This window comes from Psychroflexus torquis ATCC 700755, from assembly GCF_000153485.2.
Taxonomy (GTDB): Bacteria; Bacteroidota; Bacteroidia; order Flavobacteriales; family Flavobacteriaceae; genus Psychroflexus; species Psychroflexus torquis.
Genome location: NC_018721.1, coordinates 4,240,470 through 4,264,148 on the forward strand (window position 1 = coordinate 4,240,470; position 23,679 = coordinate 4,264,148).

The following is a 23,679-nucleotide window of genomic DNA, read 5'->3' on the forward strand; positions in this document are numbered from 1 at the left end:
TCTACAATGATTTTATTTACAAACATGAAATAGAAGGCCTATAGCCCTCGATTATGTACTTTAAATGTTGCTGAATCATTTTCACCTTTATCCATATCAAAAACAAATCGGTCACCAGAGCCAAGTGAACTATCCAGTTTCTTAATGATGACTTGAACGCTATTTTTAACTTTAATATTCCATCTTTTCATAGTGTTGATTTTATGTTTTGCAACGTATTGATGTTGCAAAACAAGATGAGTAATCCATATTATACAGTAACTAATATAAGAACTTTTTACCGTCTTAAAAGTCTTAACATTAAAAACATACTTTAATAAACGCTGAAATCTCGGAGGTAATTAATCTACCCCGTAAACCACACTATAAGAGTACACCCTATTATAAATGCTTAAAGAATAAACAACAAAAAATTCAAAGAATTAATAATGTGAATCTCTAATACCAATTAAACCTACAACGTCGCAGTAAATCGTTTTTTTTTGCCTGCTTTTTATTATTCAACGTTTTATTTTAATTTCTTAAAACAACATTCAATTACTCTTTAATTATTTTCTTGACAATAGATGTATGATCTTTTAAATTGATCTTGACCAAATAAAACCCTTTATTTAGTTTTGAAAGATTTAATTTTTGATTGTCTCCTCTATAAACAAGGGTAGATTTGGCATCATAGATTTCTACTGAAGTAAATTCTAGTCCTTCAATGAATAATTCATCTTTGACAGGGTTTGGATATAAATTAACTACAGAAATATCCTGATCTATTATAGATAACAAAATGTCATTTGTTGTAAATGAAATCAATTTTCCAGGATTGGAAAACCCTTGTATGTTGAATGTTTCAGAGGTGATAAAATACCTATTCGCTCCGATATGTGTTATAGCCTCTGTTTGTTCAAACCCTAGACTTGTAAGTGATGTTTTAGTGTTAGTGCCTGAAAAGATATCATTATTTGTAAAGTTTTCACTAACCCAAACAAAAGGTTGTAGTATTCGGCTATAACCGACTAAATATACTTTTTCTGTTGATGGATTGTAGGTGGCTCCTGTTATTAACCCTGCCTCCGCTAAAGGTGTTGGTGACGAATCTACAGTATATGTTCCGCTATTTTTTGGGATTGAGTAGGCTTTTGAAATTTCATCGACCCAATTTTTAGTAAATAAAATCAAGTTGTTTGCATCAAAAGAAATCAGTGCTTCTGCATCCCATTCTGTATTATTAAGATTAGCGGTAAAATCTACTTGATCTGCATAGCTAAAGTTTATAATTTCTGATGTTATATTGGTGGAATTTAGATAATCATTTTTATTGATTTTATAAATTTTTAGATCAGTTCTATTTCCACTGTTGTTACCTATATCGCCAATATAAATTGAGGAGTCATCTTGTGCGATATCTTCCCAATCTATATTTGTGGCGTTGGTAACTGTAACTGTTCTCGTAACCAACCCAGAAATTGTATCCAATTCATAAAGTTTATTTTCATTACCCGAATCATTATGACTAATTAGTCTATCGTTAAAAAAGATTGCTCCTGATGATTCACTCAAAATTGTTGGTAAATCAAATTTCTTTTCAACATTCGTGATTTGAGCTATTGCATTCAATGCACTTAAAATAAAAGCTGATGCTACAATTATTTTTTTCATTTTTTTGGAGGATTTTTAAAAATAGTTCTATTTACAAACAAATATGGTTTAATAAATTGAATTAACTTGAGTTCATTTTCTATCTTTTGAACAATTGCTGTAAGTGCATTCTTTTCTCTTTCAGATATATACAAGGCTTTATGCTATCGTTATCAAAGAAATAATACTACCGAATGGAACTGGAAAGTGAAAAGCTCAAGTTAAATCGGAATGAAGAAAAATACTCCATCCGCCTAAAACTGATTTTGTATTAGCACAGTTTAGAGCGTTTTTTTAGGAGGCGTAAAAGACTAAACTTTCTTTTATAGAAATTTAAGTGGCAAAGCTTTATTTTCTCTTCACCATTCTATTCTATTGGCAAATATTTTGGACCTTGATCTTTATTTGGAAACTTAGAGGTGTGAAGTTTTTAGAAATAATTTGGACTCACTGTCAATTAATAGCGGAGCCATCCACTCGATCACAAACTGCTATTTCTCTATTACTTTTCTTTCTCTTAAATTATATTCATCTTCACTTCGAAGGTAATAGAACATTTCATTTTTATTGGGTAAGTGCTTCAATTCATAACCCTCACGAGACCAAAACGAGTTGTCATAAATAATAACATAGCTTTCTCCTATAACTTTAAAAACATCTCCTTTTACGACTATAGCTGTACTTTCATCAATTCCAATACCTAGAAGTTCTGGTTTGTCCTCGAGAATTGTAAACATATCGAATTGTCTATTTCTGGCCATAATATGTTGATCAATGGCAATATTTGAAATAAAACCCAGTCCAACCTCATGATCCCCCATCATAATTTGATTGTTTTTTGAATCTCCTCTAGCTAAATAAGAACCTTGAATTGTTGCGCCCGCAGAGGAACCGGCGATTACACCTCCTCTATCTAACAACTTATACCAAATTATATTTATAATGCCGTATAAATAAATTGAATTATTTTTTGATTGATTGAAATCAAAAATAACTAGCATAGCCTTAGCTACGGTAATTATTTTTGATGAAAAGCAGGCGAAAAAGAAACGATTTATTACGTCATTATAGGTCTAATTTGGTATTAAACATTTCATCATGTGCTTTAGTGTTTAAAAAACCATCAACAATTCGCCATTTTCTACCCCCCATAAAATAGATTCCTGTAGCTTCTCTTTTGATTTCTCCATGTTTAGAAGAAGGGTCTGCTCATTATGCGAAGAAATCAGTTCTCGAATAATCATCAGATTTTTTTTTATAAACCATTTGAACATAAGTTTATAAATCGAACCGTTATTGAGAGAGAAGCACGAACCTAGCAATCTCATGATGAGAACGAAATTAACTGGTAGCGTATGGCTTCTCTGGCTGTGTAATTAGAGTTTACAGTTAGCTACTTAGGTAGTAATAAAAATTATTTTAAGATTGGTAAGTACAAAATAGTAGGTGTATTTTGATTGATAATTAGTATGGCGTCTGTGCTGTTGTTTGGCATATATAAGAAGGGAAAGGACAATCAGTAATGCGATCTGAAATTTAGAAAAATGCTAAAGGGAAGCAAAAAAGCCGCCCTCTAATAAGGTGCGACTTTTTAATTTATCTTTCTGCTAAGTTATATTGATTTGAAAGCGTATACCACCAATTTTTGTGGACAATTAAAGCTAAACTCTCCGTTTTAACAACGTCTTAAAGTAAATTATTGTGCTTACTTAAAGCGCTGTTTTATTTTATTATAAACTAAACCATTTGTTAACAACATAAATGAGTCTAATACTTTGTGATATCTGAATGGCCGATGTGTAGTTTACTCCGGCTATTCTAATGGTTTTTCCATTTGGGTTAACGGATGTATCGTCCCCATCCGCATAAATCAAGATGTTTTGTCCATCAATAGGATTTACAGGTAATGTAATGGTGATTGTTCCAGAAGTTGCTACTACTTGGTTATCCGTATTTAAGGTTGAATTTGCAGACACTATGCTAGTAGCCAAATAGCTTGTAGGTACCTTGCTAGTGGCTAAATTGCTTGCACGTGTAGAATAAACTATTTCATTGGTAGCTCGATCGTAAAATAAGGGAACATCCCCAGAACCAAAATCGCCTTCCCTAATAGGCGCTACGTAAAAACCTGACGCCCGTGCACCAAAAGGCATTCCGCTTGCGTCTATCACAATAGAATTTGGGGATTGGAAGGTACCAGCTCCTGTTCCTATTGCAATTGCGTATTCTCCTTGATTTTTTTCACCAGCTCCTGTTCCTATTGCAATTGCGTATTCTCCTTGATTGTTTTCACCAGCAAATCGACCTAATGCGATCGCGTCTTCTCCTTGACTGGATGAACCAGCACCTTCACCTACCGCGATCGCTCCAAATCCTTGCTGGTCTCCACCAGCACTTACGCCTAACGCGATTGCGGAAGATCTTTGGGTGTTATTACCAGCTCCTGTTCCCTATTGCAATTGGCGTTTTCTCCTTGGGTGGTGCGAGCAAACAAAAAAGACCTAACGCGATTGCGGAAGATCCTTGACTGAATGAACCAGCATTTACGCCTAACGCGATCGCGTCTTCTCCTTGGGTGCTACTACCAGCAAATCGACCTAACGCGATTGCGGAAGATCCTTGACTGAATGAACCAGCATTTACGCCTAACGCGATCGCGTCTTCTCCTTGGGTGCTACTACCAGCAAATCGACCTAACGCGATTGCGGAAGATCCTTGATTGTCTCTACCAGCAGATTGACCTACCGCGATCGCGTCTTCTCCTTGATTGTCGCTACCAGCAGATTGACCTACCGCGATCGCGGCATCTCCTTGTGTTGTTTTACCAGCTGAAGTTCCTAATGCTATTGAGCTAATCCCTTGTGGTGTTTCACCAGCCTCAAAACCAATAGCAAAAGAATTATTTGTCTGAGATGCCGCATATATATCAGCAAATTTTAAACTTAATGTTTCATCATCCACGAATTTCTTTGTGACATATTCTTGATCATTTCCAAATGATGTCTGATCTGTTGTAAAAGGGCCTACAATACTTGTATTGTCAGCTGTAGCGGTTATATTTTGTGTTTTGCTAGCATTATCTGATATTCCGGTAACATTAGTTGCTATTGCGCTAGCATTATCTGATATTCCGCTAACATTAGTTGTTATATCGGTAACATTAGTTCCTATTCCGCTAGCATTATCTGATATTCCGGTAACATTAGTTGCTATTCCGCTAGCATTAGTTGCTATATCGGTAACATTATCTGATATTCCAGTAATATTAGTTGCTATGGCTGTAGTATTATCTGATATTCCAGTAACATTAGTTGCTATATCGGTAGCATTATCTGATATTCTGGTAACATTAGTTGCTATTCCGGTAAAATTAGTTGCTATATCGGTAACATTAGTTGCTATGGCTGTAGCATTATCTGATATTCCGGTAACATTAGTTCCTATGGATGTATTAGCAGTTGTTATATCGGCAGTATTATCTGATATATCAGTAACATTAGTTGCTATATTGGTATTAGCAGTTCCTATATCGGTAGCATTCGTTATAATGTCATTAGCATTTGTTGAAATTGCAGTAGCACTTGTTATAATAGCATCTCCATTTGTTCTTACTTGTCCATCTAAAGCTTGGGTTGCATCTACTAAAGAAGTAGCAGCATTGATGTAGTTTGTGTTTGCATTGGTCGTATAGGTTCCGTCTAAATTTAAACCAGCACCTGTTTGAGTGGCATCTAATTCGGATTGAATCGCGTCAGTGGTAGTTGTGTTAGCTGGTCCTGTTAAACCTATTTCTCCTTGAATACCTTGAGCACCTGTATCTCCTTGCGGTCCTATTGGCCCCGGAATAGAGCTTCCTGAGGTTTTAGCATACAAGGCATAAGGTACACTCATTAACTGTGTTGTTCCAGTAATGGTGTAACTTGTGCCTCCCATTGGATCTGTTTCTGTTTTTATAAAATAGGTGTCATCTGCCCAATCAATTGCAGAAAAATCGCCAGAAGTTGCTCCTGTTCCTATTTCTAAACTTACTAATCCGTTGGCATTGGTCGTTGGTGTTTGTGTTTCTACATAAACGGTTGTTCCTGTTGCAGCTCCTTGTAGTATGCTAATTTGCATTCCTACGGCTTGTGTTGCTACTAATGCATTATTTGCATCTCTTAAGACGGCTTGATAACTCATTTTTTCTGGACTTTGTGCCCATACCATTGCAGTCATTAGTAATACTGTTGCTATTGTAAATATTCTTTTCATTATTTTTAGTTTTTAATAATTTTAAATGTCTTAATTTTTTTGTTTTGTTGGTTTACGACATTTATGAAGTAAATAGCAGTTGGCAAGCTTGTCATTCCAATTTTCGTTTGTTGAGTTACTATTTGCCCTTTATTTAACAATTTACCCTGCATATCATAAAGCTTATATAACAACTTTTCGTTGTTGTAATTGCTTATTTGTAGAGTTAAATTATCCAATGTAGGGTTTGGAAATGCCTTAAGGGAAATATTCAGTTCGGTTTCTTTGACCCCTAGCGTAAATATTTCGTAAGGCTGTTGCACACCTTGGCTTACAGTACCAGAAGCATTCGTATTTGCAGTATAAACTACCTGTCCTACACTGAAAGCAACAGTTCCGCCTGATCCTGTTGCCACTCCACCTGTGGCAGTTGTGTTTTCTTGTGCATGTAATCCTATTAAACCTAGGATGAAAAACACGATACTTGTCAATGTTTTTTTGTGTTTCATATTTTTTTTTTAAAAATATGAAATTAACATAATTGTTGTATCATTTTTTATCGTTGTGTTGTCAATTAACGAAAATATAACTTAAATTTATATTGTTTTAAATTGCTATGATTTTGTGGGTCTAAATCTGTCTTAAGGCTTTTTCCTGTTCCATAGGTGTAAAGTGTCATGGATGCTTCAAGGCTCACCATTGTTGCTTTTAAAGCTTTGAGATAAGTTCTTTGTATACTACTACTGGAATACTGCCTGCCAGTTTGCCCCTCGAACAAACAGTAAGCTGGCTTATAAATCTTGTAACATTCTCGAAGTAATTCTAACAGATGCTTTTAAACTAGTGGATAAGCAGATTTTTCAATAGCTAATAATTAGTGCATTTCACTACTGCTTTTTAGGGGCAACATGTCTTTCATTAAAAAGCGTTCAGAATATGGTCGTAGTAAATTTGAGCTCTTTCTTTTGAAAAATAATCTATGATAATTAATGACATCCCAAAAACCGTCAAAGCTATTCCGATAGCGTGAAACGTGGAGTTTTTAGAATACGCAAAGGCAAGAACCGTAATCAGAAAACAAACGGCACTAATAGCCAATGATGTAGGATACATAAACTGAAAATCTTCGACTCGCTTCTTTTCATTCTGAATAAATGCTGCTGAATCTGTTTGATACGCGTTTTGAAATTCTGTAATGCGTTTGTTGTTCGAATACATCATAAAACTTCCCATTGTACTAAAAAGTATACCCAAAACAAGTGCTGGAATTAGCAAAGCTTTAGCATTAACGGTTGTACCAAATTTCCAAATTAATACCGAATAGATTAACGTAAGTATCCCAGCAATAGTGATACACATGCCTTCAAAACTTTCTCCTTTTGCCCATTGGACACTATATTCTACTAATTTCATTTTTATTGTTTTATACCCATTTAAACCTATAATGTAGTCATAAATACAATTAGATACAAGTTCTGCAGGCAACAGTTATTTAATAAGCCGTATTAGATGTGGATAAGAGGTAAACTTAGTTTTTTCTTTAATTCTCATTGCGATTATAAGTGCCATCCAAATATTAATACCGCTTAGAGCGATAAATAAACCCAAAAGCAAATAGGATATATATCCATTTTCTGGATTAAATAATTCTAGTGTGGCGGTTAATAAGGCTGAAGAAAATGTTATTGTTGTTAAAATTGTCCAGATTATTTAAAAATTCAATAAACGAGTTCCTTTATCATCTAGATCTACAATTTTTTCTTTTTTAGAAATCCAAAAAATTAACGGAATTAAAATATTTCCAATTGGAATAACCAAATAGGTAATGACTGATAAATGCATGAGTACGAGAAGCTTTGAATCCTCTTTTTTGCCGTAATTAATAATTTTTTCCGGTAAGGTTTCTAAGGCTTCACAAATACGTTTTATGGAATTTCCACTTGGCTTGTTTTCTCCATTCTCTATTCTTTGAATGGTCCTTAAGTTAACTTTTGCTTTCTCCGCTAATTCCTCTTAAGCATATCCTTTTGACTTTCTTAGCTCAACGATTTTTTGACCATTGGTTTCCACGTCTTATCATTTTAATTATTTGGTCAAAGTTATTTTGAAAATAGACAAATTGATAACGGTGTGTTTCTGACAATTTTACGACATTTTTGTCAATCTGTTCATTTCTAATGGTTACCAAGGTGATTTAATTGGTTATTCAACCAAGTTAATAAACAAATACGGACTAAAGCAGCCCGCCATACCGACCCCTGTCGGATAGGTTTATTGGAATCTCAATATCCATAAGAATAATGTCTCCACTGGCATAATTAGAATACTTTTCAGCTTTATTTTTTTTTCAAATTTACCCGAGCTTATGATCGATGTCTTGCACTGTACAAACCTGAAATCTTCTCTTAAGCTTGCCAAAACTTAAGTCACCAGAAATACCAAGTGGCAAACTGTGATCAAGAAGGATAAGTCTAGCGAAAAACTGCCGCTTAAGCAGTTGCCTATATTCGACCAACTATTTTGACGCGTTTAAATATTTACCTTATAGAAAAAACTGGGTGAAGATTAGTAATGGTCGAAATATTTACCAGACTAGTGATCTAGAGGTTTATTGGTTTTTATTCTGATATGTTGTAATAATTAGCTGAATGCAACTAAAAACAGCCTTCTCCTCTTGTAAGGTTCTTACCAACTCATCGAATTTCTCCTTATCCAAAAGTCCTGAACCAGTCAACAAATCATATAGCTTTGACCTAGCGGCAAGCCATATACTTAGTTATTGGGCACTGGCTTTTTATTTTCCACCTCTAAATTCATCAATCTTATATTCAGTATCTATTTTCCTTAAAGTTAAATATCCATTTGTTGCACCAACTATTTCATCTGATTTTCCAAGTGACATAATTATGATTGAGTCCAAATCATTAGTATGAAAAACTCCATCTCCACCATTTTTTAGATTGTCGGAAAGTTTGCGTAAAAATTGAGTATTACTCAAAGAATCAGACCAAGTCATTATAGAATTAAATCCTTTTTCGGTTGTAATCTTTTCTAACTCTTCTGAATCAATTTCAGCTATTACAACCGAAAAATCAGTCAAAGATTTGTCCAATTCGGGGTTTGAATTTGAACAACCGACATTTAGTACTAACGTTAAAAGGATTACAATTTTCATTTTTCTCATTGTTCTTTCTGCTTGTTTACAACATCCATATAAACTCTATTTAAATCTTCATTATAGGGCATATATCTTTTAAGTAGAATATTTAAATTTTGATCCAAACTAACACTTTCACATATATTATCCAACAGACTTTAGATTAATCTCAAAAACTAGAGTGTTTTTAACCAACGGCTTTTTGTAATCCCGTTGGTTCAATTATTGGAGCTGTCATTGGTGAATATAGCAGATGTTTAAAATATTTAATAGCTACCCTTAGTTCCCGCTGGTCACCTCGTTGTTTATGAAGTTGAAAGTTTCCGTTTTACCAGGATAATCAATACGCTCAAAACCGGTTCATAACCTAAATCAATTAAGTTCGGAAGAATTGGCTCGAAACAATTTTTGAAATCAATTTGGTCAGTTTTGCAGATTTGGTTCTCAAAAAACACCGCTATTTTTTGTAAATCCGCAATTTGGTCGGCTGAAAAATGAATTTTTAATTCAGGCGTTGAGTATTGACTTTTTATAAGACAAATTTAAAATTAGAATAAGTAAAATTAATTTTCTCAATGTCTTTTTAGTATTATACCAAATTATATTTATAATGCCGCACGAATAAATTGAATTATACGACGATGTAGCTCAGTACAGGTTTTTTGATTGATTGATTGAAATCAAAAATAACTAGCATAGCATTAGCTACGGTAATTATTTTTGATGAAAAGCAGGCGAAAAAAGCCAGTGCCGAATTCGTATCGGTAAAACGATTTATTGCGACATTATTGGTCTAATTTGGTATTATATGAGTCTATTGATAGCTACATGTATTGGTATAATACCAAAAGATTAAATTCTAGTTTAGGATATCTCTCACCTCTAGAAATGAAAATAAAATTGAGAGGATTTATTAAAAAAGTAGCTTAAAAATTAGTCACAAATTTACTAGCTATTCCATATTCATAAAGAATTTATTTTTCATTCAGATAGAGGTGCACAATATGCTCTGAGTAAAATGACTAACATTTGCAATTTTAACCTTAAAATAACCCAAAGTATGAGTAGAAAGGGTAATTGCTGGGACAATGCTGTAGCTGAAAGCTTTTTTAAAACAATCAAATACGAATGGCTATATCGATTTAAATTTACCTCATATAATCAATTATATGAGTCTATTAATAGGTACATGCATTGGTATAATACCGAAAGATTACATTCTAGTTAAGGATATCTCTCACCTCTAGAAATGGAAATAAAATTGAGAGGATCTAATAAAAAATTAGCTTAAAAAATTAGTCACAAATTTACTAGCTAATCCATTTTCATTGGAATGAAAATTAAGAAACTTCCTTGAAACAGAGATGTTATGTTTCAAGGAAGTTTTAGATTCTTATAAAATTATTCTGGCCATGAGTTGGTGACCTTACCTTGGTCATCAAACACTTCTAGTTTTACGTTATTGTCTTTATCAACATAAAACATAGCTTTTGGTTTTCCGTTATCTCCAAATAGAAATAACCCATTATTTTGACTTTTCGTTTTTCCAAGCAGTACCCTTGGTGTCCCGCCTATAAGTCCTTGATCTGAATATTCTCTGTATTTTTGTCTTCTTAATTTTTTATCTTTAATACTATCTATCTCTGCCATTATTTTATGTGTTTCCTCAATAGATACGTTTGCAGTACGATCGTTAAAAACTAAAGCACTCGATACTCTTCTTTCGTCTCCTCTTGCTTCATCAGTCGTTATGAGTTGCATTACCTGGTCACCGTCATATCGATCGTATGATAATGAAAGTCCAGAACTATGTCCTTTTTCATTTTTGGCACCGTCATATATAAGTCCGCCACATTCAAGGCCATCTTCATTAAAATATAACATTCCTGATCGTTTTTTTCTGTTTTTATTTATAGCTTTATTATTGATTATAGTTTCTCCATTTGGAAACTGTTCTACATTGGTAATGATTATTTTAACAGTACCGTCAGCTTCTACAATATTGATGCGTTCCACATCAATAGTTCCGAATTTTTGATTTTCATTCGTTTTAAAAGCAAACAATACTATTACTGCCATAATAGCTACTGTGCTGACTGCAAATGTTCTTAGTAATACTAGTTCTCGATTTAATTTTTTCATGATCTCTATTTTTAATTATTTAATTATTTGAGACAATGGTAGAACTATAATCACAACTCGACAAGAACTATATAGGGAGTACAGGAAAATATGAGTTGAAGTAAGGAATAAATAGGTTGAGTGGTTTTCTGAAAAATCTATTTAAATCATTAAGTGTAAAGTTTCACCATATGGTTAATGAAATTTCGAGGAACTGAATTTTAAATACGGGCATGAGAGTAATTGTTATGTGTTTGTTTAAATTTAGTCACCTGGTTAAGCAACTGAATGAGTAAACAAATACTTACCAAAGAAAATTCCTAGGGAATTTTCTTTGGTAGGCAATGTCCAGAGTAGTCAATTATACAGCGTGTTGCTAGTCGTTTTTATTTAGAATATTCTTCCACTTTTAAATGTATTCCAATTCCTACATTATATTTTGCTCTTCTTTCATTCCATTCAACATCAACATTATTTCTCCAGATAAAAGGGCCACTGAATAATTTGGAGGAAAATCTAATTCTCTTATTTTCTTCTTCAATATTTACATCATTTTCTAGATGAATACATTCTATAGATACTATAAAATCATTTTCAAAAGATAAATATTGATTTGAAACATCAATTTTAACCAGTCCCGTTTCACTGATTTCAACAATATTATCAACTTCATTTATTTTCACAAAATCTATTTGATCATCTTTAATAGTGTAAAAATTGACTCTAAAAGTTGCAGATTTATATCCTAGTTCAGCTATATTAAATTTAACATTTTTTATATCGTAGGTTTTATTTTTTTTCACCTCAATTTTTTTACCGATTTCTGTGCCTAAACTTTCGGAAAGAAAATTGACTAGAATCATTTTTGTTTCAGTTTTAGATCCAACAATTTTTTCTTTAAATCTCCTTTTTTCATTAGAAACCATAACTTCCTCTAAACTCTCAATTTTAGAGATGAGTTGAATAGGATTTAGTTCTAATTGATTTTTAATTATTTTTTTTTCAAAATTCAAATGTGAAAAAATTAAAGAATCATTCTCTTTTAGTAATGAGTTTTCAAAAGAAAATAGTCCTTTCATAGTACTCACTGTTCCAATAGAGGTTCCTTTTATTGAGATGTTTACGTATGGTATTCCATTTCCAAATTCATCTACACATTTTCCCTTTAGTTGAGAATAAGAATTTGAAACAAAAAATAAGCAAGCGAAAAGCAGTAATTTAGAATAGTATTTCATTTTTTTTCTATAATAATTTATAATAACTTATATTAAGACGAACGAACTTAAAGTTTGTTACAGTTCAGCAATCAGTTTTTAAATTACTAGCGACGGGTATTATAGGGCAAGTAGAGCGGTAAAAAGCGATACGTCTTTAATTTTACACTGAGCCAAAATGGTGTAACTTGATTTTAATTGATTCATTCTTAAAAGCCAAATCAAATAGATTTGGAGAACTTAGTTTAAGGCTCTAAACTTTGGGTTAATCACCAAAACCCGTATTAACTATAGCCATTGTTTCACTTTCGTGTTCTTTCATCTAGTTTGTATGTCAGATTGAGAAACTTGCATAATAACTTTCTTATCATATAACAAGCTTAATATGTAGCCAATTTGGTCTTTATCGCCCGCATTACAACCTATTTTTAAAATGTCTTTTGATGCAATTCCATCATGTCCAAAATTTGTGAACATTTTTAATGTGTTTGGTGTTTTATTTTCTATAAATATATTTGATTTTCCATTTTGGAAGTTACCATCTATATTTTTGTGAAAAGTACCGTTGGAAATACAAATTATTCGCCATTCTTTTTCTGAAGACCACTCTTTTCTTTTTATCATAGAAGATATTAATGAACAGAAAAATTTCAATTCATTTAACTCTGCATGACTAATTTCATTATCAATAAAGTAACTGTTGATGTCTGAAATAAAACCGCTTTTCATCTCATCAAAAATAGTTCCGTATGGATCTATATATTTAGAATTATTGCTATAGTATATTACTGGAATCAAAAACACAGTAATGTTATCAATTTCACACCAGAATTCAAGAAGGTTTTTAGGAGTAAAACCAACACGTATTCCTTTATGTTTATTTCCATATTTTTCCCATTGATTCATATCGTCGTTCAATTCTGATAGACTGAAAACGAACGCTGAAAAGTTGTTAATCGATTGTCCTTTATATGACTGCTTTAATTTATTAGATAGTGTTTGATCAAATTTATTGGAGATATATTCTTGACCATATATTAATTCATTAGGGTCATTCATTAAAAAAATACTAGAAGCTCTAATGGATTGAGATTTAATCATTGCCTCCATCGCTTCTAATGAAGTGTAGTGATATAATTGCGATTCTTGTTTGTATTCAGGATTATTTGAAATAATTTCATTCGCTTTCATTGAAAAATCTTCGAATCTTTTTATGAATGTATCCTTAATAGAAGTCATTGATTATAAGTTTTTTTTACATGAAGCACAAAATATGGACAATATAATAAGTTGTGTTATTCTCATTTCAGTAACAGTATAAATTTAGTGATTTTTTTATTGTCTTAAAAGTCTTAACATTAAAAACATGCTTTAATAAATGCTGAAATATTGGAAGTAATTAATCTATATCTCAAACCACAACATTAGATTACACTCTATTGTAAAAGAATCTTAAAATGCTTTTTACTAGCTACTAATAGACTAATCAATAGCTAATTAATGGCCTCCAATGGCTTCACAATTACCTTGAAATAGAAAACCAACGTTAAGACTAACGGCTTTTTATAAACTCGTTAATCTTAACCTTGGTTATGAAGTTTAAAATTACTTCAATTACAATAATTATTAGCGCATTTATTCCACCAATTGTATTGCTGATTTGCCCTGTCTGACTAAAATCAAAATCACTCTAATATACAGGTATAGTAAAAGCAAATAAACTTCCAATTAAAATAAGCACAACTCTTATATAGTTAAAAATGGATTTATTTAACCCCTACATTTATTTTTCTAATAAGGGCTAACCTTAGGACATAGTAGAAGTAGAGTTCTACCAACTTTACCATTTTTATTATGATGTTAGCAAACGTACTTTCTTAAAACCTACTTATTAAATTTTATAGCAATTGCCTTTTTTCCACGTTTATACATTATTGCGGACTTGAATTCAACTAATAAATGCAACTTTTAGATTTGATTATTATAGCTACTTTTTCAAAACAAGAAAGAGGAAAATATTCCTCTTTCTTGTTTTGATGGAAAGGTTATTTTTACAGCATCAAATCGCCAAAAAAGAAGTTGCAATGAGTCACCTTACCAAAGAACAAAGATATACAATATCTGTAATGCGCAAAGAAGGCTATAACCATAGAGCTATTGCAGAAAGTATAGACAAAGACAAGTCAGTAATTAGTCGAGAGCTAAAGCGTAATAAGGATCAAAGAAGCGGTGAATATCGCTATGAATTAGCTGTGAAAAAGTGTCGCGAGAGACATAAAACAAAACCTAAACAGATTTGTTTTACAAATGAAATAAAAACAGCTTCAGAAAGGCTTTTAAAGTTAGATTATAGTCCAGAACAGGTAGTAGGGATATTAAAGAAACACCAAGAACCTAGTGTAAGTGTTGAAACACTTTATCAACATATCTGGAATGATAAAAAACATAAAGGAACCCTACATAAGCATCTAAGACATCAAGGCAGGCGTTATCGTAAAAGAGGCGCAGCAAAGGATTCTAGGGGTATTATAAAAGACAGGGTAAGTATAGAAAAACGACCTAGTAAAGTGGAGCTCAGAGATCGCTTTGGAGATCTTGAAGTGGATTTGATAATAGGTAAAAATCACAATCAAGCTATTCTAACAATTAATGATAGAAGCTCTGGAATGCTTAAAATGAAAAAAGTTCCTTCTAAAGAATCCAAAGGGGTAGGCTTAGCAATCATAGATTTATTAGAGGATTGGAAACCTTATTTGAAAACTATTACAGCGGATAATGGAAAAGAGTTTGCAGACCACCTTGTGGTAGCGCAAGAGCTAAATATAGATTATTATTTTGCAAGACCTTATCACTCCTGGGAACGGGGTTCAAACGAAAACCTAAACGGACTGATAAGACAATATTTACCTAAAAAAACAGACTTTACAAAAATCACTGATTACCAAGTAAAACAGATACAAGAGAAATTAAATCTAAGACCTAGAAAAAGGTTCAATTATGAAAATCCTATATTTGTAATGGATCAATTATTATTTAACCCAGAAGTTGCATTTATGACTTGAATCCGGCGGATATTTGTTTTCTCCAAAATTTCTTTTCCATTTTTTTCGCAAACTTCAATAAATCTTGTTCAATACTATTATTTATTAAACCTCCCGTTAAAGCAGATTTCCACTTAATTCCTCCCCTAATTTTTTTTATGAAATCATAGTCTTTTATAGGTTCACTCATCACAAAGAAAGGAATTGCCTCAATTTTTTGAACTACGGCAATTCTGTCATTTTCAGGAGTTTTTTCGTCCGTAAACTTTATTGCAGTCATTTGTTTTCCGTTTGTATAAATTACTGCGTCAAATTTTATATTTTCATATTTGTATTGTTTAGCTAATTTATTAATATACTTACTCACCTTTGTAGCTATACTTTCATTTACCAATCCTCCAGTAATAACAGAACCCCATTGTATTCCTTTTCCACCTCCTTTTAAAGTTTCATATTCTCTTACAGGTTCTGCCAATAAATAAACTTCGATTCCATTTACTTTTTGAACTTTCGATTTAATTTGTGCAACACTATTCAGCGTAATAAATAATACTAAAATTGATAATACTTTTCTCATACTTTTAATTTTCCTTTTGTTTTGATTTGTGAATAATTACTTTTTTCAATTTATAATTTTGACTGGTTTTCAATCGCATATTTGCTAACGCGTTTGTATATTATTTGTTGCGTTGATCGGACAACCAATTTAATATTTGCAAACTGAATAGAAAATCCAAGAGTTCCTCCGCTTCGGGATTCCTAAGTGGAGAATAACTTACGATTAATTTTACACGCGTTGTACACCTTAATTTAGTGTCTAATTGAAGTGTAAATACTGTATTTTTCTATTATTGTTTTATTATCCCAATCAATTTCTAATGTTTGATATGATCTACTTACGCTATGTTTTTCTGCCGAAAATTGAAATACCTAAGCCAGTTTGTTATATTTTAACACTAGCATCCGAAAGTTTTTAGAAAGAAGTAAGAAACATGTTTCTACCCCAATGTTTACATTAAAAAGCTCACTTTACCCAGAAAATAAGTCCCTCTCTAACACTAATACTTTTTGTGGTGAAATTGTCACTTTACGAACACCTTCTCTGACTTCATTGCACACATAGTCTAGTGATAAGTAGTGATATAAGCAAAATCTCACTTTTTCTGACAAATTAGAAAAAGCAACTGCTTTTTTGGAAATAGTTCGCTTTATAAGCTCTAAAAGTAGATAATTTATCAGCGCTACATATATTTGCGATTTTACTGCATTCTCACTGGTTCCCCAGAAGGTTTTTACTTGTAGGTTTTGTTTTAAAGCTTTAAAAAACAATTCAATATCCCAACGTTTCTTATATAATGCTGCAATGGTATTGTATTCCCAATCAAGTTGGTTGGTAATAATGGCAATTACTTTGTTTTCATCTTCTTTATAAACATGTACCAATCTTAGTTTATGCTTTGAAATACCCGTTTCTATCGCCCTACCTGATGTAAGTTGTATTATTTCATCTTTAAGAATATGTTGGTCAACATCATCAGCAAGCTCCAGCTCCTCTATCGTTTCATACAAAGTGTTGGACTTAATTCTAGTAACAAATACATTTTCTGCTTTTATTCTATTGAGCATTAATTCAAAATCGAAATAAGCTCTGTCTTCAACTATAATAGTGTCTTTAGGGAAAATCAGTTGCTTTAATCCATATCTGTCATGAACCTTTGCTTCTGTTATATTTACTACATCAGGTATCATTAAATTATAATCCCAGCTAGTGTGCAATTTAATACCTCCTTTAGCTGTCCGAAACTCTGCCCAATCAAACATAGCCAGACACAAGGAAATCGTTGAGCTATCTATTAGTTTAACTACCTTGCCCTTAATCTCTTCTATAATATGGGTGTTATGATGCTGTTTTAGCACCGATTTATAGTGACTTAATAAACGATAATACAAGCTCTCAAACACCTGCCAGTCACGCTTTTTATTGCCATCGCTCATTGTAGAACGAGCAGGGCTTTGGGTTAAACCTAAGTCGCTTATAAAAATCTCGCTAACTCCAATTCCTGCTGATATATCATTGAGGCTCTGGCACTTATTAAGCTGTCCGAAAGTTAAAGCAACAAACTGGTCGTAAGTTCTATACTTATGAACACCTTTATCTGTTTTGTAGGTATTGGTGCAACTTCTAAATAACCAATGGGGTACTAAATCTAAAATTTGTCGAATGACTGGTTTATTGTTATTTTTGTTTCGCCTGAAGAGTCCCATATTTGAAAAGTTTTTGGTAGAACTCAAAAATACGTGATTCTGAGGGCTTTTTAAAATCCCGACTTTCGGATGCTAGTGATATTTTAAGTCTACATCAAAATCTTTAGAATCCAATGCATTTCTTTTCGGTCTTTGACACTATTTTTGGTTCCTTATAATGGATTACTCCCCTTAGTCATAAAAATGCTTCCCACTCCCCCACTGTTTTACTCTTATCTTTAGAAATGACTCTAAATAATTTTAGTTATTTATCCTTCTTATTATAAATTACCTTGTATATTTATCTTGTAAATTTTGGGAGTAGCTATTGAGTTAGTTTGAGAAAAATCCTTAGAACCTGATTTGGTTAATACCAACGTAGGAAAAAAATTACTTAGATTTAGTTGTACAGACACTACTTCCCAAAGGTTTACAGTACTATTTTATAAATATAATCACTATAAAAGTAAACCAAGAAATCCATCAATTTTCAGAAATATTAAAGGCAATTGCCCACGTTCGTTTTATAACTATAAATACGAATAAGACAGTCATAACGCTAAGTAGCCCTGTTTTTAAGAAAATGTATTGGTCTTTTTTGGAGCATTTTAAAATAGTGATAAAATGCTAATTGGTATATCCACAACAGGAGGTTAACTAATTAGTTATTAAACCTTGTAAACTATTTAATTGATCTAAGATAAAATGAAAAAGAAAGACACTGCACCAAGTAAAAATGGGATTACAAGACAAGCATTTCCAAATTCAAGAAAAGTATATGTATCAGGAAAAATTCATCCACAAATCAGTGTGGCCATGCGTGAAATCTTATTAAGTGACACCAAAGACTCAAGGACAAAAAAGAAAACACCAAATCAGCCAATAACTGTTTATGATACTTCAGGACCGTATACAGATCCTGATAAAAAAATAGATGTACATATTGGTATTGACAGAATTCGTGAACAATGGATTTTAGATAGAAATAATGTAGAGCAATTAGAAGGGTTTACTTCCAAATATTGCAACCAGCGGTTGAATGATAAAAGTTTGAACCACATGCGTTTCTCGTTATTAAAAAAACCCTTGCGTGCAAAAAAAGGAGAAAATGTAACGCAGTTACACTACGCTAAAAAAGGAATAATCACACCTGAAATGGAATACATTGCTATTCGCGAAAATCAACGAATAGATGAAATGACTGAGATCCGAAAGCAACACAAAGGAGAACATTTTGGCGCTTCCATTCCAGATCGAATTACACCGGAATTTGTGCGGTCAGAAGTCGCCAGAGGACGTGCTGTAATTCCATCGAACATCAACCATCCAGAAGCAGAACCTATGATCTTAGGTAGAAATTTCTTGGTAAAAATAAACGCTAATATCGGAAACTCTGCAGTGACCTCCTCTATTGAAGAAGAAGTAGAAAAAGCAGTTTGGGCCTGTCGTTGGGGAGCAGATAATATAATGGATTTATCCACAGGAGAAAACATTCATGAAACTAGAGAGTGGATTGTACGTAACTCTCCTGTACCCGTTGGCACCGTGCCAATTTATCAAGCTTTAGAAAAAGTAAATGGAGTTGCAGAAGATTTAACCTGGGAAGTTTTTAGAGATACGCTGATAGAACAAGCTGAACAAGGCGTTGATTATTTTACAATTCATGCAGGCGTTTTACTACGGTATGTACCAATGACAGCCAAGCGTGTTACCGGTATTGTTTCTCGTGGAGGCTCTATCATGGCAAAATGGTGTTTGGCACATCACAAAGAGAGTTTTTTATATACTCATTTTGAAGATATTTGTGAAATTCTAAAAACCTATGATGTTTCCCTTTCTTTGGGAGACGGTTTACGACCAGGATCTATTGCAGACGCCAATGATGAAGCTCAATTTGCAGAGTTGGAAACTTTAGGAGAACTGACAAAAATATCCAGAAAACACGAAGTTCAGTGTTTTATTGAAGGTCCAGGTCACGTGCCAATGCACATGATTAAAGAGAATATGGAAAAGCAAATAGAGCTTTGCGATGAGGCTCCTTTTTATACATTAGGCCCTTTAACGACAGACATTGCTCCCGGGTATGACCATATTACTTCGGGCATTGGAGCTGCGATGATTGGTTGGTTTGGTTGCGCAATGTTGTGTTATGTAACACCAAAAGAGCATTTAGGCTTGCCGAATAAAGAAGATGTTCGAGTCGGAGTCATCACTTACAAAATAGCGGCACATGCTGCTGATTTGGCAAAAGGACATCCTGGAGCGCAACATAGAGACAACGCCTTAAGTATGGCGCGTTTTGAGTTCCGTTGGGAAGATCAGTTTAATTTAGGATTAGACCCAGAGCGCGCCTTAGAATACCACGATGAAACTTTACCCGCAGATGGCGCAAAAGTGGCGCATTTCTGCTCTATGTGTGGTCCTAAGTTCTGTTCTATGAAAATCTCTCAGGAAGTACGCGACTTTGCCGCAGAAAACGACATTGTAAACAATGAAGTCATCGTCAAAGGCATGGAAGCCAAATCGAAAGAGTTTAAAGAAAAAGGATCTGAAGTGTATTTGTAAGATTTTTAGGAAGTTCCCACGCTTTAAAAAAAAAGCGTGGTCGGGCTTTCCTTTTTATCTTTTGCCGAAAGAGCAAAAGGATGCCAATACAATCCCTAACTCATGCCTAGTTAAATTTATAATGTCCTATAAATAAATTTAATTATACAACAACGCAGTTCAGATTTTATGCTGGATTAAAGTTGAAATAATTAGCATAGCCTTTATCAGGGAATTGTTTTTGATAAAAACCAACTTAAAAAGCCTGTACCGAATTTAGTTCAGTACAGGCTTTTTAGTGCGACAGTTTAGGTTTAGATTGGTATTACCACTAAAATCATGATCTCCTGATAAAATTATGTGTCACTAGTCAAGTGATCTTTCAATATAGTGTAGTATATTTAATAATCATACATGTTTTAAGGCAGCTATAAGCTAGCCAGCAAGGGTACTTCCACATTCGTGTGGTGTACCCTTCTTTTATGATAATTATTTTCATAAGAATTTCGGTTTCTATCTTTCATAAAAATAAGATCAAGCATTTTTCTCTATACAGTTATCAGAGCTTTCATTTTGATTCTACTTTTTAAGAGGAGTTTGACCTGTAAGTCTTTATGAGATTGATTATATTTTATAGAGAACAGAAATGGAATATTTATTTCTGTTCTTAAAGGCTTATTTCTTCTTTTTGATATTCTAAATTTATCTTTTAGTGATGTTCCAGACTGTTTTTCTATTTAACTTTCTCATCCAATTCCCTATTATAAATCCTCCAATTATACCCGGTATAAACCAACCATAAAAGCTATGGAAATATTCATTCACAACAACAAATACCGTTGTGGTACAAATGTATCCTCCAATCATTTTGCTTAAATGTAATTTTAACCATCCATTTATTAATCGTTAAGGTGTTTTGAACAACATTAAATCTGTAATAGAAAATTATATTTATAATGCCGTATGAATAAATTGAATTATTTTTTGATTGATTGATTGATTGATTGATTGATTGATTGAAATCAAAAATAACTAGGATAGCCTTAACTACGGTAATTATTTTTGATGAAAAGCAGGCGAAAAAAGCCAGTGCTGAATTCGTATCGGTAAAACAATTTATTGCGTTATTATAGGTCTAATTTGGTGTTATACCAAATTATATTTATAATGCCGTATGAATAAATTGAATTATACTACAACGTAGCTCAGCACAGGTTTTTTGATTGATTGATTGATTGGTTGATTAAAATCAAAAATAACTAGCATAGCCTTAGCTACGGTAATTATTTTTGATGAAAAGCAGGCGAAAAAAGCCAGTGCCGAATTCGTATCGGTAAAACGATTTATTGCGTCATTATAGGTCTAATTTGGTATTAGTAGTGTATATAAGTCTGGACTTCGCAGTGCGCAAGCGATTGGTATTTTAATGGAAAACAACTTTCCAGCTGCAGTATTAAACTTAAAAGGAGGTTGTTTTCAATAGATCTCTTACAAGGATTTAAAAAGAGTAATTGTATTAAAGGGTATTAAATTTTAAAATTAATACAACAAAGTACTGTAATAATAGCAATTAAACTAGAAATAATAAGATGTCAAGCTACATTAATAAAAAATAAACACTTAGAATTTGTAAAATTGCTTAGAAAAAAGTATTTTTGCACCAAATTTAAGAAATTCGCATGCATCAAATTAGAAATATCGCTATCATAGCCCATGTCGATCATGGAAAAACAACCTTAGTAGACAAAATTATAGATCAAGCAAAAATATTAGACGATCGTAAAGAGCGTAAAGATTTATTGCTAGATAATAATGACTTAGAACGTGAAAGAGGAATAACCATTCTTTCTAAGAACGTTTCTGTAATGTATAAAGGAACAAAAATCAATGTCATTGATACACCTGGTCACGCCGATTTCGGTGGAGAAGTAGAGCGTGTATTAAAAATGGCTGATGGTGTTTTATTATTAGTAGATGCATTTGAAGGACCAATGCCACAAACTCGTTTTGTATTAGGTAAAGCTTTAGACTTAGGTTTAACTCCCATTGTTGTTGTCAATAAAGTAGACAAAGACAACTGTACTCCTGACATCGTTCACGAAAAAGTTTTTGATTTAATGTTTGCATTAGATGCAACGGAAGAACAATTAGATTATGCAACCATTTACGGTTCTGCAAAAAATAATTGGATGAGTACAGATTGGAGAAATGAAACGGATAACATTATTCCTTTGTTAGATGCCGTTTTAGAATCTATTCCAGCAACTAAATACAACGAAGGAACACCACAAATGCAAATTACTTCTTTAGATTTTTCTTCTTTTACAGGTAGAATTGCTATTGGACGTGTATTCCGTGGAGATTTAGAAGCGGGTAAAGATTACACGTTATGTAAAGCTGATGGTGTTACTAAAAAAGTAAGAATTAAAGAATTGCACGTATTTGAAGGTTTGGGGAAAATGCAAGTAGAAAAAGTACCCTGTGGAGATATTTGTGCAATTACGGGTCTTGATGGATTTGAAATTGGTGATACCATTGCAGATCTAGAAAACCCAGAAGCATTGCCAAGAACAGAGATAGACCAACCAACAATGAGTATGTTGTTTACAATTAACAATTCTCCTTTCTTCGGTAAAGAAGGAAAATTTGTTACTTCGCGTCACATTCGTGATCGTCTGTTCAAAGAATTAGAAAAAAACTTAGCATTAAAAGTTGAAACCACTGATAGTGAAGATAAATTTAACGTTTATGGACGTGGAGTTTTACACTTATCTGTTTTAATTGAAACAATGCGTAGAGAAGGGTACGAATTACAAGTGGGAAGACCACAAGTAATTATTAAAATGATTGACGGTAAGAAACATGAGCCAATGGAAACATTGTCTATTGATGTTCCTGAAGAAATGGCTTCTAGAGCTATTAATTTAGTATCCCTTAGAAAAGGAGACATGTTAATCATGGAACCTAAAGGAGATTTACAACACTTAGAATTTTCAATTCCTTCAAGAGGTTTGATCGGTCTAAGAAATAGAATTTTAACAGCAACAGCTGGTTCAGCAATTATTAACCACAGATTTAGTGAATATGCTCTTTATAAAGGAGATTTTACTGAGGAAGTAAAAGGAGCTATCATCTCTTCTGCAGCTGGTAAAGCAACAGGATATGCATTAAACCGTTTGCAAGATAGAGGTCGTTTCTTTATTGATGTAAATCAAGAGATTTATATTGGTCAAGTCATTGGCGAAAACAGTAAATCTGATGAGATGGCTGTAAACCTAATTAAAGGAAAGCAATTGACAAACATGCGTAAATCTGGTACAGATGAAGCTATGAAAATTGCACCGAAAGTAGATTTCTCTTTGGAGGAAAATATGGAATATATTAAGACTGATGAGTACTTAGAAGTCACTCCAAAAAGTTTAAGAATGCGTAAAATTGTCTTTAAAGGATAATTTTCAAACATATAAATAGTATAAAAGCTCAAGATTTGTTTCTT

General features: G+C 32.8%; 18 protein-coding genes, 3 pseudogenes and 1 riboswitch. Of the genes and pseudogenes, 5 read left to right on the plus strand and 16 right to left on the minus strand.

Going from position 1 to position 23,679, the window contains the following annotated elements; translation table 11 throughout:
* Positions 1-38: 38 nt before the first annotated feature.
* The 11 genes and pseudogenes from P700755_RS20935 to P700755_RS18260 all read right to left on the minus strand — a co-directional run bounded on the left by P700755_RS20935 (position 39) and on the right by P700755_RS18260 (position 9,037).
* Positions 39-191, minus strand: a complete 153-nt coding sequence (locus P700755_RS20935; RefSeq protein WP_245535973.1) for a hypothetical protein — start codon at positions 189-191, stop codon at positions 39-41.
* A gap of 346 nt (positions 192-537) precedes the next feature.
* Positions 538-1,653: a T9SS type A sorting domain-containing protein gene (locus P700755_RS18220; RefSeq protein WP_015026080.1), complete on the minus strand. Its 1,116-nt coding sequence runs from the start codon at positions 1,651-1,653 to the stop codon at positions 538-540.
* A 470-nt stretch (positions 1,654-2,123) separates the two neighbouring features.
* Entirely contained in the window at positions 2,124-2,633 is a 510-nt protein-coding gene (locus tag P700755_RS18225) for a cyanophycinase (protein ID WP_015026082.1), read from the minus strand.
* A gap of 111 nt (positions 2,634-2,744) precedes the next feature.
* Complete coding sequence (locus tag P700755_RS21055) at positions 2,745-2,876, minus strand: hypothetical protein (protein ID WP_281014251.1); 132 nt, start codon at positions 2,874-2,876, stop codon at positions 2,745-2,747.
* Positions 2,877-3,362: 486 nt separating this feature from the next.
* Positions 3,363-3,803 carry a hypothetical protein gene (locus P700755_RS18230; RefSeq protein ID WP_157609341.1) on the minus strand — a complete coding sequence of 147 codons (441 nt, stop codon included), beginning with the start codon at positions 3,801-3,803 and terminating at the stop codon, positions 3,363-3,365.
* Between the two features lie 262 nt (positions 3,804-4,065).
* Positions 4,066-5,883 (minus strand): beta strand repeat-containing protein, encoded by a 1,818-nt coding sequence (locus P700755_RS20465; protein ID WP_015026085.1) that lies wholly within the window; start codon positions 5,881-5,883, stop codon positions 4,066-4,068.
* A 5-nt stretch (positions 5,884-5,888) separates the two neighbouring features.
* Positions 5,889-6,371, minus strand: a complete 483-nt coding sequence (locus tag P700755_RS18240) for a T9SS type A sorting domain-containing protein (RefSeq protein ID WP_015026086.1) — start codon at positions 6,369-6,371, stop codon at positions 5,889-5,891.
* A gap of 409 nt (positions 6,372-6,780) precedes the next feature.
* Positions 6,781-7,275 carry a hypothetical protein gene (locus tag P700755_RS18250; RefSeq protein WP_015026087.1) on the minus strand — a complete coding sequence of 165 codons (495 nt, stop codon included), beginning with the start codon at positions 7,273-7,275 and terminating at the stop codon, positions 6,781-6,783.
* Positions 7,276-7,572: 297 nt separating this feature from the next.
* On the minus strand, positions 7,573-7,749 hold the full coding sequence (locus P700755_RS21420) for a magnetosome magnetite crystal formation protein family (RefSeq protein ID WP_425357624.1): 177 nt from the start codon (positions 7,747-7,749) through the stop codon (positions 7,573-7,575).
* Positions 7,750-7,863 (minus strand): annotated as a pseudogene (locus P700755_RS21425) (helix-turn-helix domain-containing protein); the annotation flags it as partial.
* Positions 7,864-8,656: 793 nt separating this feature from the next.
* The gene (locus P700755_RS18260) at positions 8,657-9,037 is read right to left on the minus strand and encodes a hypothetical protein (protein WP_157609342.1); all 381 of its coding nucleotides are present in this window, start codon (positions 9,035-9,037) and stop codon (positions 8,657-8,659) included.
* A gap of 786 nt (positions 9,038-9,823) precedes the next feature.
* On the opposite strand from P700755_RS18260, the pseudogene P700755_RS19635 reads away from it, so the two are divergent.
* A pseudogene (locus P700755_RS19635) lies at positions 9,824-9,949 on the plus strand (IS3 family transposase); the annotation flags it as partial.
* Between the two features lie 31 nt (positions 9,950-9,980).
* Positions 9,981-10,310: pseudogene (locus P700755_RS20200) on the plus strand (transposase); the annotation flags it as partial.
* 110 nt (positions 10,311-10,420) lie between these two features.
* Here P700755_RS20200 and P700755_RS18265 read toward each other — a convergent pair.
* The 3 genes from P700755_RS18265 to P700755_RS18280 form a co-directional block, all read right to left on the minus strand.
* The gene (locus P700755_RS18265; protein WP_015026090.1) at positions 10,421-11,161 is read right to left on the minus strand and encodes a hypothetical protein; all 741 of its coding nucleotides are present in this window, start codon (positions 11,159-11,161) and stop codon (positions 10,421-10,423) included.
* A 365-nt stretch (positions 11,162-11,526) separates the two neighbouring features.
* Positions 11,527-12,375 (minus strand): carboxypeptidase-like regulatory domain-containing protein, encoded by an 849-nt coding sequence (locus P700755_RS20940; protein ID WP_015026091.1) that lies wholly within the window; start codon positions 12,373-12,375, stop codon positions 11,527-11,529.
* 297 nt (positions 12,376-12,672) lie between these two features.
* Positions 12,673-13,545 carry a DUF2971 domain-containing protein gene (locus P700755_RS18280; RefSeq protein ID WP_157609343.1) on the minus strand — a complete coding sequence of 291 codons (873 nt, stop codon included), beginning with the start codon at positions 13,543-13,545 and terminating at the stop codon, positions 12,673-12,675.
* An 893-nt stretch (positions 13,546-14,438) separates the two neighbouring features.
* Between P700755_RS18280 and P700755_RS18285 the strand changes: the two genes are divergently transcribed.
* Positions 14,439-15,416, plus strand: coding sequence for an IS30 family transposase (locus P700755_RS18285; RefSeq protein ID WP_041758579.1), 978 nt, complete (start codon positions 14,439-14,441; stop codon positions 15,414-15,416).
* Here P700755_RS18285 and P700755_RS18290 read toward each other — a convergent pair.
* Both P700755_RS18290 and P700755_RS18295 read right to left on the minus strand, forming a co-directional pair.
* Positions 15,406-15,972, minus strand: a complete 567-nt coding sequence (locus P700755_RS18290) for a hypothetical protein (protein ID WP_015026093.1) — start codon at positions 15,970-15,972, stop codon at positions 15,406-15,408. The two genes, P700755_RS18285 and P700755_RS18290, sit on opposite strands and share 11 nt — an antisense overlap.
* Before the next feature lie 452 nt (positions 15,973-16,424).
* Positions 16,425-17,660, minus strand: coding sequence for an IS4-like element ISPto2 family transposase (locus tag P700755_RS18295; protein ID WP_015022770.1), 1,236 nt, complete (start codon positions 17,658-17,660; stop codon positions 16,425-16,427).
* A 286-nt stretch (positions 17,661-17,946) separates the two neighbouring features.
* Positions 17,947-18,041: riboswitch (TPP riboswitch) on the plus strand.
* A gap of 303 nt (positions 18,042-18,344) precedes the next feature.
* On the opposite strand from P700755_RS18295, the gene thiC reads away from it, so the two are divergent.
* Entirely contained in the window at positions 18,345-20,204 is a 1,860-nt protein-coding gene (gene thiC, locus P700755_RS18300) for a phosphomethylpyrimidine synthase ThiC (RefSeq protein WP_015026094.1), read from the plus strand.
* A 1,658-nt stretch (positions 20,205-21,862) separates the two neighbouring features.
* Positions 21,863-23,635: a translational GTPase TypA gene (gene typA / locus P700755_RS18305; RefSeq protein ID WP_015026095.1), complete on the plus strand. Its 1,773-nt coding sequence runs from the start codon at positions 21,863-21,865 to the stop codon at positions 23,633-23,635.
* Positions 23,636-23,679 lie beyond the last annotated feature (44 nt).